General features: G+C 65.6%; 7 protein-coding genes and 1 pseudogene. 3 read left to right on the top strand and 5 right to left on the bottom strand.

Annotated features, from left to right (window positions below):
* Nucleotides 1-72: 72 nt before the first annotated feature.
* Complete coding sequence (locus AAGA11_21925; protein ID MEM9605532.1) at nucleotides 73-765, bottom strand: response regulator transcription factor; 693 nt, start codon at nucleotides 763-765, stop codon at nucleotides 73-75.
* Nucleotides 766-1,082: 317 nt separating this feature from the next.
* Here AAGA11_21925 and AAGA11_21920 point away from each other — a divergent pair, with 317 nt between their 5' ends.
* Nucleotides 1,083-1,814 (top strand): hypothetical protein, encoded by a 732-nt coding sequence (locus AAGA11_21920; protein ID MEM9605531.1) that lies wholly within the window; start codon nucleotides 1,083-1,085, stop codon nucleotides 1,812-1,814.
* A 74-nt stretch (nucleotides 1,815-1,888) separates the two neighbouring features.
* On the opposite strand, the gene AAGA11_21915 is transcribed toward AAGA11_21920, so the two are convergent.
* Nucleotides 1,889-3,106, bottom strand: a complete 1,218-nt coding sequence (locus tag AAGA11_21915; protein ID MEM9605530.1) for an oxidoreductase — start codon at nucleotides 3,104-3,106, stop codon at nucleotides 1,889-1,891.
* Nucleotides 3,103-4,668 carry an NAD(P)H-hydrate dehydratase gene (locus AAGA11_21910; protein MEM9605529.1) on the bottom strand — a complete coding sequence of 522 codons (1,566 nt, stop codon included), beginning with the start codon at nucleotides 4,666-4,668 and terminating at the stop codon, nucleotides 3,103-3,105. Before AAGA11_21910 ends, AAGA11_21915 begins: the two co-directional genes overlap by 4 nt.
* Nucleotides 4,669-4,871: 203 nt before the next feature.
* On the opposite strand from AAGA11_21910, the gene dld reads away from it, so the two are divergent.
* Nucleotides 4,872-6,560: a D-lactate dehydrogenase gene (gene dld, locus AAGA11_21905; GenBank protein ID MEM9605528.1), complete on the top strand. Its 1,689-nt coding sequence runs from the start codon at nucleotides 4,872-4,874 to the stop codon at nucleotides 6,558-6,560.
* 21 nt (nucleotides 6,561-6,581) lie between these two features.
* On the opposite strand, the gene AAGA11_21900 is transcribed toward dld, so the two are convergent.
* A complete protein-coding gene (locus AAGA11_21900; GenBank protein ID MEM9605527.1) occupies nucleotides 6,582-6,962 on the bottom strand; it encodes a class IV adenylate cyclase in 381 nt (126 codons plus the stop codon).
* 90 nt (nucleotides 6,963-7,052) lie between these two features.
* On the opposite strand from AAGA11_21900, the pseudogene AAGA11_21895 reads away from it, so the two are divergent.
* A pseudogene (locus AAGA11_21895) lies at nucleotides 7,053-7,400 on the top strand (NAD(P)/FAD-dependent oxidoreductase).
* Between the two features lie 66 nt (nucleotides 7,401-7,466).
* Here the strand turns inward: AAGA11_21895 and AAGA11_21890 are convergent.
* Nucleotides 7,467-8,918: a CHRD domain-containing protein gene (locus tag AAGA11_21890; GenBank protein MEM9605526.1), complete on the bottom strand. Its 1,452-nt coding sequence runs from the start codon at nucleotides 8,916-8,918 to the stop codon at nucleotides 7,467-7,469.
* Nucleotides 8,919-9,438: the final 520 nt, after the last annotated feature.

Genomic DNA, 9,438 nt, shown 5'->3' with positions numbered 1-9,438 from the left:
CCACGATCACCGGCGACACGTTCGCCAGCCACATCAACCCGAACAGTTTCCAGAACAACCGACTCATGCGTTTCACTCCGCGAGCAGCAGGTAGCCCACCCGCGTGATCGACTGAATTCGAGACCGACCATCAGCGTGCGTGCCCATCTTGCGGCGCAACTTGCTGACATGCACGTCGATGCTTCGGTCGTATTGCTCGAGCGTGCGCCCGAGCGCCGCGAGCGAGAGCTCCTCTTTGGACACCGCCTTGCCAACCCGGAACGCCAACGCCTCGAGCAAGCCGTATTCGGACGCCGTGAGTTTCAGCGGTGTGCCGTTCAGCAACGCCATGCGCTTGCGCGGTTCGATCGTGAGATCGCCTGCGTACAGTACGGCCTGATCGGGATTCGACGCAGCCGATACCCGTTTGAGGATCGCCCGAATGCGCGCGGCCAGTTCACGCGCCGAGCAGGGCTTCGGCACGTAGTCATCGGCGCCGAGCTCGAGCCCGACAATGCGGTCCGCGTCGTCGCCGCGTGCGGTCAGCATCAGAACGGGGATGTCGGTGAACTTTCGAATCGCGGTGAGCGCTTCGATACCCGACATGCCCGGCAACATCACGTCGAGCACCACGATGTCAAAACTGCCCGTGCGCAGGACGCTCGTGGCGGATTCGGCGTCGCCACAACACTCCACGGAGAAGCCGTCCTGTTGCAGGTAGTCGCGCAGCAAGCCAATCAGGTCGGCGTCGTCGTCGACCAACAGCACTCGGGTTGAGTAACTCACTACCGGCAACAAAGTCCCCTCGTCACGCGCTTCTCTCACCGTATAGCGTATTCCAGGCGCGTGCCACCGGGCCACGGTACGAACCCGATCCTGACTCAAATTTGCGGCCCTTTACATTCCTTAACACGGCACAACAAACCGCAAACTCTGCAGGGAAACAATTACCCGTTGAAATCAACGCGAGACGAAATCGTGGCCGCCAACTTGCCCGGTGTCCCCTGGCACCGAGTCCCCGTTGCCACCGGGGGCAAGGTGCGCCCTGCCGGGTGCGACCGAGGTACACACGGATTGGATTGCAAATTCACAGGAGATCGAAAATGGTTCATTCAATCGGCGGCATCGCGCACATGCTGCCCAGCTTTCACGGGGCGCAAGCCCACCGGCCGTCAGAAGCAGACATGTCGGCACGCTTCGAAGCGGTCTTCGGCGGAGAGGCGCTGGCGGGCGTGCAAAACGCCGACGGCTCGCTGAACATCGAGAGCGTCCGTGGCTTCATGCAAGACCAGGGCATCACGGGGCCGGACCAGTTGGCGTCGGTGGCCGGCTTCAGCCCCGGAGGCATGGGGGAGTTCGACAGCGCGGCGGCACTCGACCGCTTCTCGTCGCATTTCGGTGACGACGCTGCGGCGTCGATTTCGAATGCCGACGGGAGTATCGACTTCGCCAAGATGAGCGAGTTTGTGCAGTCACTCGTGCAGGACGGGTTTTCTCAACCGTTCCAGTCGGTTGCCGGCGTCAACAGCAGCGCCATCACCGACCGGATTGTCGGTCAGTTCGGTGAAGATGCCCTGGCCGAGGTCACCGACGCCGAGGGCAATATCGATCCCGCCAGGGTCACGGACTTCATGATGGAGAAAGTGCAGTCCGGCGAGATCAGCCCGCCCTTTGGTAGGGCGGCCTTCAGTGGGATCGGGATGGGTGATACTGGCGCCTTCGACGCCTTCATGCCAGGTGGAGATGCGGAGGCATCCGAACTCTTCGACATCCTGCTCGGCACCCTGAACCCGGACGACTCGGTCGAGGACACCCTCTTCTCGCTCTACGCCTGATCACACATTGAGGATAGGATCAGTGCTGTATTATCTGCAGCACTGACTTCAACGCACCAGCGACCCGACTGGTGTCACATGACCTCGGCAACCCGGGCTTGCAAGGCACGCCAGCGGTCGCACCGCGCGGCATCGCGCGCGTCGTAGGCGTCCAGGGCCGACTCCAGGCTCTCGTCGTAGGCCGCGTCGCGGTCTTCGCCCACCGCCGTGAGCCGTTGCGTGTACCACGCCGTGATACCGCCGGGCGGCGGAGTGCCGTCAAAGCGCGGAAAGGCGGGGTCCCCACCCGCCCGGTCGAGCCAATTCGCCGCCAGTGCCGGGTCGATAGCGAGGGCACGCGCCACCCCAACGACGTCCGCCGCGCCGCGACCGACCGCATCGACTGCCTGCGCACGCGTCTTGAAACCGCCTGTGACCATCAAGGGGATCTGCGTCCGCGCGCGGGCACGCAGCGCAAAGTCGACGTAGTAAGGCCCGCTGCCCGTCGCGTCGGAGCTGGAGGCCGCGCCGGGGAAATAGGTGCCACCACTCACATCGATGAGGTCGAGTGTGGTGCCGTCGAGCATGCCGACCACCTCGAGGGACTCCGCCTCGGTCAGGCCGCCCTCCAGCAGGTCACTCGAATTGAGGCGCAAGCCGACCGGAAAGGCGGTCCCGACCGCGTCGCGCACCGCAGCGACGGTGTCTAGCACGATGCGTGCGCGCCCTTCGATGCTGCCGCCGTAGCCGTCCGTGCGTCGGTTGAAGAGCGGTGACAGAAACTGGCTGAACAGAAAGCCGTGGCCAGCGTGCAGGTGCACCCCACTGAAGCCCAGAGCCTTTGCGGTGCGCGCGGCGTCGGCAAACTGCTGGGGCAGCCGCTCGACCTCGGCCGTGCTCAAGGCCCGGCACCGCAAACCGTCGAGGTCGAGCGCCGACGGGCCCGCCGGCGCGCTGATCGGCGGGTGCGCCAGCGCCCCGGCGTGGCCCAACTGCGGCCAGAGGTGGGCGCCTCCGACCCGGGCACGGCGGGCCAATTCACGCAACTTCGCGGTGTCACTGCCGGGCCAAAGCGCGAGGTTGCCGGGCTTTTCGGGGTAGCGCGCGTCGACCTGCACCTCACCGATAAAGGACACCGCAACGCCACCTTCGGCCCAGCGCTCGTACAAGCGCAGCTGCGCGGCGGTCGGGTCTCCCTGACCGTCCCCGAGCGAGTCCGACATCGCCGATTTCGCAATGCGGTTTTTCAACACCGCACCGCAGGGCAGTTCGAGTGGCGTGCCGAGCACGGTGGGGTCGGAAGACTCGGTCATGGTGCCCAAGTGCCTCGTGCAGTGTCCGGTGACCCGGAGTGGATGTGCGCCTGGATCACCGACCTCAACCCCGCGTCGAGGTCGCTCGCAACCAACGCCGGCCCCGCGCTGTGGGCCGCCTGGCCGTGCAACCAGACAGCGGCACTCGCGGCCTCGAAGGCCGGCATGCCCTGGGTCAGGAGGCCGGCGATGACACCGGCGAGCACGTCGCCGCTGCCGGCGGTCGCGAGCCAGGGGGGTGCGGTGTCATTGACCGAGAGCGCGCCGCTTGGCGAGGCGACCACCGTGTCCGGCCCTTTCAACACCACCGTGGCACCGCTCCGCACGGCGGCGGACCGGGCCCGGTCGAGTTTCGACGGCGCGTCGACGAGATCCGGAAACAGCCGGGCAAATTCGCCGTCGTGCGGCGTGAGCACGACGGGCGTGTCTGCGCGGGTGACCGCGTCGAGGAGCGTATTCGCTTCGTCTGCAAAGGCGACCAGTGCACCGGCATCGAGCACCGTCGGCCGGCCGCGCGCGAGCACCGCCAGCACGGTGCCGCGCGTCGCCACATCGGGCGGCAAGCCGAAGCCGAGGGCAACACCGGTGAAACGCGTGTCGGCCAGTAAGGCGTCCAGAGCGGTTGCGCCCTCGCATTCTGCAACCATGACGGTCGTGAGGTGGCTGGCGTGGGCCGCAACCGCCTCGTTCGGACTCGCCAAGGTGACCAGCCCCGCGCCGACGCGCAGCGCGGCGGTCGCCGCGAGCCGGGCTGCGCCGCCGAAGCGCAGCGGCCCGGACACCACGACACAATGACCGCGGTGGTATTTGTGGCCGTCCAGCGCCGGCACCGGGTAGGTGTCGCGCCAGAGCGCGGGCGCGTTGCCGTGGGCAGCGACGCCGCTCGCGGCAAGCATCGCGTCCTCGATGCCGATCTGCGCGAGCACCCGTTCACCGCAGTGCGCCCGCCCCGGCATCAGAAGATGTGCGGGTTTGAAGCGAAAGAAGGTCACCGTGGTGTGGGCGCGGATCGCTGTGCCGAGCACCTGTCCGCTCAAGCCGTCGATGCCGCTCGGGAGATCCACTGCCACCACCGGCGTATGGCTTGCGTTGATGGCGTCAATGGCGGCCGCGATGTTGCGCTGCGCGCCCTTGGGTACGGTGCCGACCGGCGCTGTCACGCCGCCCGGGGACAGGATCGGGCGGTTCAGACCGGCACCAAAGACCGCGTCGACGATGACATCGGCCGCGGCGTAGTCCGCCGGGCCGTCGAGCACCAACGCGGTATCCATCGCATCGAAGGCGAGCCTGGCGTCCCCGACAAGCCGGGACACCTCGCCGAGCAGCTCGACCGACACCTCGAGCCCCGCTTCCGACAACAGCCGCGCCACCACGAAACCGTCGCCACCGTTGTTGCCGATACCGCAGACCACCACCACCCTGACGGCGCCGGGAAACGCTCGCTGTACCGCGCCGGCAACCGCGGTCCCGGCGTGCTCCATGAGCGTGATGCCGGGTGTACCGGCGTCGATCGCAGCCCGATCGGCCAGGTGCATCTGGGCGGGAGTCAAGAGTTCATGCATCGACGTTCTCGGGCGGGTACATGCGGTCTCGCAACCGACGGCGAGTTCACCGCAACCGAACAACCCAAACCATAACCCAATTCCGATCAGTCGTGACCGCACCAGGCTGGCGCGCACCCGAGAGGGATGTTGTTCTCCCCCGTGACCTCTTACACTGATCGCCTCACTCACACGCTGCAACCTGGCACACAGGGACCCCACCCATGCTCGATGACACGGCACTGCTGACCCGTTTTCGTGAGATCGTGGGGCCAAAGCACGTTCTGACAGGTGACAAGCGCACAGCGCGCTTTCGCAAGGGCTACCGCTCCGGCGAGGGCGACGCGCTCGCGGTGGTGCGCCCCGGCAGCCTCCTTGAGCAGTGGTATATATTGCAAGCCTGTGTCGATGCCGACAAGATCATCATCCTGCAGGCCGCGAACACCGGGCTCACTGAAGGCTCGACCCCGAATGGGCGCTACGATCGCGACGTCGTGCTGATCAACACCAACCGCATGGACGCGATCCAGGTGCTCGACGGCGGCCGCCAGATCCTGAGTTTCCCGGGTGCGACGTTGTTTGCCCTCGAAACGCTGCTGAAGCCGCTCAAACGCCAACCTCACTCGGTCATCGGCTCCTCTTGCATCGGTGCGTCTATCGTCGGCGGCGTCTGCAACAACTCGGGCGGCGCGCTGGTCGAACGGGGTCCCTCATTTACCGAGCTCTCGCTCTACGCACGCATCAACGAAGCCGGCACCCTCGAGCTCGTGAACCACCTCGGCATCGCGCTGGGTGACACCCCGGAGGCCATCCTCGACAACCTCGAACACCAGCGCTATCAAGCCGACGACGTCCAAACCGGGAATGCCATGGCGTCCGACACCGAATACGCCGCACGCGTGCGCGACGTCGACGCGGACTCCCCATCACGCTTCAACGCCAACCCGGAGCGCTTGCACGAGAGCGCGGGTTGTGCAGGCAAGCTCGCGGTGTTTGCGGTGCGCCTGGACACCTACCCGCTGAACCAGCGCGAGCAGGTGTTCTACCTCGGCACCAACGACCCGGACGACCTGACTGCGCTCCGACGCGACATCCTCCAGTCCTTCAAGACCTTGCCGGTCAGCGCCGAATACATGCACCGGGAGGCCTTTGACGTCTCGGACCGCTACGGCAAAGACACGGTCATCTTGATTGACAAGCTCGGCACCGAATGGTTGCCCAAGCTTTTTGCCGTCAAGGGCGCGGTCGACGCGCGCCTGAACGCACTGCCCCTGCTCCCACGCAACCTCAGCGACCGTGTGATGCAGGGCCTGGCCCGACTCTGGCCGGATATCCTGCCAAAACGCCTGCGCGAATGGCGCGACCGGTTCGAACACCACCTGATCCTCAAGGTGCACGACGACGGTATCGAGGAAGCGCAGCACCACCTTGACCGCTTCTTTGCCGAACGCGCCGGGGGTTTCTTTGCCTGCTCACCGCGCGAAGCCACAATCGCCGGACTGCACCGCTTCGCCGCGGCGGGCGCGGCTGTGCGCTACCAGGCCATTCACGCCGCGGATGTGGAGGACATCCTCCCGCTCGACATCGCACTCAAGCGCAACGACCGCCAGTGGCAAGAGCAACTGCCCGAGGAGATCAACCGCCACCTGGTGCACCGTCTCTACTACGGCCACTTCCTGTGCCACGTGCTGCACCAGGATTACATCGTCAAGAAAGGGGTCGACGTCGCCGACCTGAAAGCGCGCATGCTCGCCATTCTCGACCAGCGCGGCGCCGAGTACCCGGCCGAGCACAACGTCGGCCACCTCTACACCGCAAAGCCTGCCCTGGCCGACTTCTACCGCCGGATCGACCCGACCAATTCGCTCAACCCGGGCATCGGCAAACAGTCTAAGCGCAAGCACTACGCCTGAGGGACGGTGCCGAGGTACCGATCAACTCATGGCATCGCGGCTCAGAAGATCAAGGTAGGCACCCTCCACCAGTGCGTCGAGAGGGATGCCCAGCGCTGTGCGGATACGCTCGGCTTCCGCTACGCCTTCGCCAACCTCGTCCGATTCGGCAAGCACCACCTCCAATTCCATGAAGTCGCCGAGTCCGTCGACGCGATCGAGGTGCACGCGCGTCCGGCCTACCCTGTATGAGGTGCGCTGCTTGCGTACGCGTCCACCGTATCCCACTGCGCGGCGCAGCGCCGCGTCTGCGCAATCCGGATCGGCTTGCGGCGCAACTAGGTAGAAGCTGCCCTCGGGTTCTGCCGTGTCATCTCGCTCGTAGTAGATCAGTTCGGCACTGCCATCGGCGAAACGACGCAACTTCAGTCAACCCGTGGCGCTCCGGTAAAAGGTGTTGTCCTACTCGATCACCGTGGGTCGGCGGTCGGTCAGGCCGAGCGGTACACCGAAAAGGGCATTGTCGTTGACGGCGCTGAACTCGACGCCGACCTTGTCATGCTCGCGACCGGCTACAGTTCGATGAACGGCTGGGCCGCCGAACTCATCTCCCAGGAGGTCGCCGACAAGGTCGGCAAATGCTGGGGGCTCGGCTCCGGCACCACCCAGGACCCGGGCCCCTGGGAGGGCGAGCTGCGCAACATGTGGAAACCGACCCACCAGGACGCGCTTTGGTTCCACGGCGGCAACCTGCACCAGTCGCGACACTACTCGCCCTACGTCGCCCTGCAACTCAAGGCGCGCATGGAAGGCATCGAGACGCCGGTGTACGGCTTGCAGCCGGTCCACCACACAAGCTGAGCTGACCGCCGCAGAAAATCCGCCCCGGATCTGGCCCGGGGCGGCTTCTTGTCGTGTGGTGAACGCTTAGCGCAACGGTGTCACCGTCACCCGGATCACGGCGCCGTTGAGGTCGGCACTCTTGCCGCGACCGGCGAGGCCACCTACGGTGCCGGCCTCCGGTGTGCCCACGTTCGGGCCGGACTGGCGCGGCGCCTGGTTGATGCCCACACCGGGTTCCTCGTCGAGCTCGGTGCCCGACTCCCAGAGTGCGATCTGGCCGCTGACGTCCGCCTGCAGCGGCGTGCCGGTGTCGGAGAACAGGCTCACGCTGTCGTCCTCGTCGGTCGGCGTGTAGAACCAGTCGTTCGACTGCACGAACATGGTCACGAAGGCGAGCTTGTCACCCGGCGAGGCGTCGAAAGTGAAGCTGTAGGCACCACCCGGACCAATCGGGCCCGGTGCACCGGCGGCAACCGGGGTGTTGAAGATCACGCTGCCCGGCACATCGGTCGGGAAGTTTGCCGGGTTGCCGTCTTCGGCCACCTGTTCGAGCCCGGTGCTCGCGGGGTTGCGTGGCTGAAGCAAGGGGCTGAACCCCTCTCGGTGGATCAGGTAGGCGCCCGGTGACAGCGGCACGGCCACGGTACCGCCAGAGGTGTTCAACGTACCGCTGTCGGACACGTTCTCGATGCTGACGTCGAACTGTGTCGAGCCGATCTGCCCCCGCAGCTCACCACCCGGGTTGGCTGGCGTGTGGACGTTGTAGTAGAGCCCGCTGGTCGTCAGCGCAGCAATGCCATCCGCGTCGAGGGTCTGCCCCGCGGGCGAGCGCCAGATACCGGCCGTGCCGCTGTCCTGCTCGAGGCCGAACAGCACGCCGCCGTTGGCGCCGCGCGCCGCCTGGTGAACATGGGCCAGGGTTGCATCATCCACACCGGTGGTGCGGAGCACGGCGCGCACGGCGCCCGATGTGCGGTTCAAGGTGAGGTAGCCGGTGCCTGTGGCCGTGGTCGTGACCGGCGGCACCTCCTGCTCACCTGCGAGCGTGGTGCGGAAGAGCTCTACATTGCTCGGCAGAATCTGGCCGCGGATCTCCCCGGCCGGGTTCGCCGCCGTGTGCACGTTGATGTAGAGGCCACCTTCGTTCAGGGCGGCAACTGCTGCAGCGTCAAGCACAGTGGCGTCCGGAATCGTCCAGACCGACCCGTCGCTGTTGCCCTCGAGGCCAACCACGACCCCACCGGTCTCGCCAGCGAAACCGGTGTGGATGTGCACCATGCTGGCCTGGCCGGTCAAGTCACTCACGGTCACCGTGCCGTTGATGGTGCCGCCAAGCGTGTCGATGTTGAGCGACGCGCGGCCGTCCGCGTTCGCGACGCTCACCAACGGTACCGACTGCAACGAAGAGAGGTCGACCACGAAGGGCGTGGTGGTCGGGTCGTTGTCGTCGCTGCACGCGAACAGTGCCAGCGATGCGACGAGCACCGCAGCCGGTCTCAGCAACGCGCGCTGGGAAGAAAGAGCAAAAAATGTCATGGGGAGTTTCCTGAAAAGTACGGATGTACGCGGGCTACAACACGGCGTCGATCGCGAATATTCAGGTGGACATAACGTGTAGGGGTTTGCGCGGATAACGGGAACTTCGTATCCGTGACTGTGTCCGGCGGCTTCAATATGGGTGTTCAGGAATGCGTGGGACTGGACACCAATACACGCTTTATATGCAGCTAAGGCACTGCGTAAAACGAGCAAATACAAAGAGGCAGCCCTATCAGTGGGAGCGGCTGCTTCGTGTAGCGAACATCCGCGAATGGGTTCTTCACTCTCGGAACCCTGAGCATCGAAATTCGTCCGGTGTTCCTGACGGAACGACCGAACTCCCACAGGGCCTGTGGGGCTCTCGACTGTGCGAGCGGCTGCTTCGCGCAGCGGGCAACCGCGAAGAGGGGTATCGAGGTTGCTATCACGACGCCGCATTCGCCCGGTGTTCCTGACGGAACGACCGCGCTCCCACAGGGTTTGTGGCATCCCTGACTGTGGGAGCGGCTGCTTCGTG

It is taken from the genome of Pseudomonadota bacterium (assembly GCA_039196715.1).
GTDB lineage: Bacteria > Pseudomonadota > Gammaproteobacteria > CALCKW01 > CALCKW01 > CALCKW01.
This window is presented reverse-complemented; position numbering and strand designations above follow the sequence as displayed.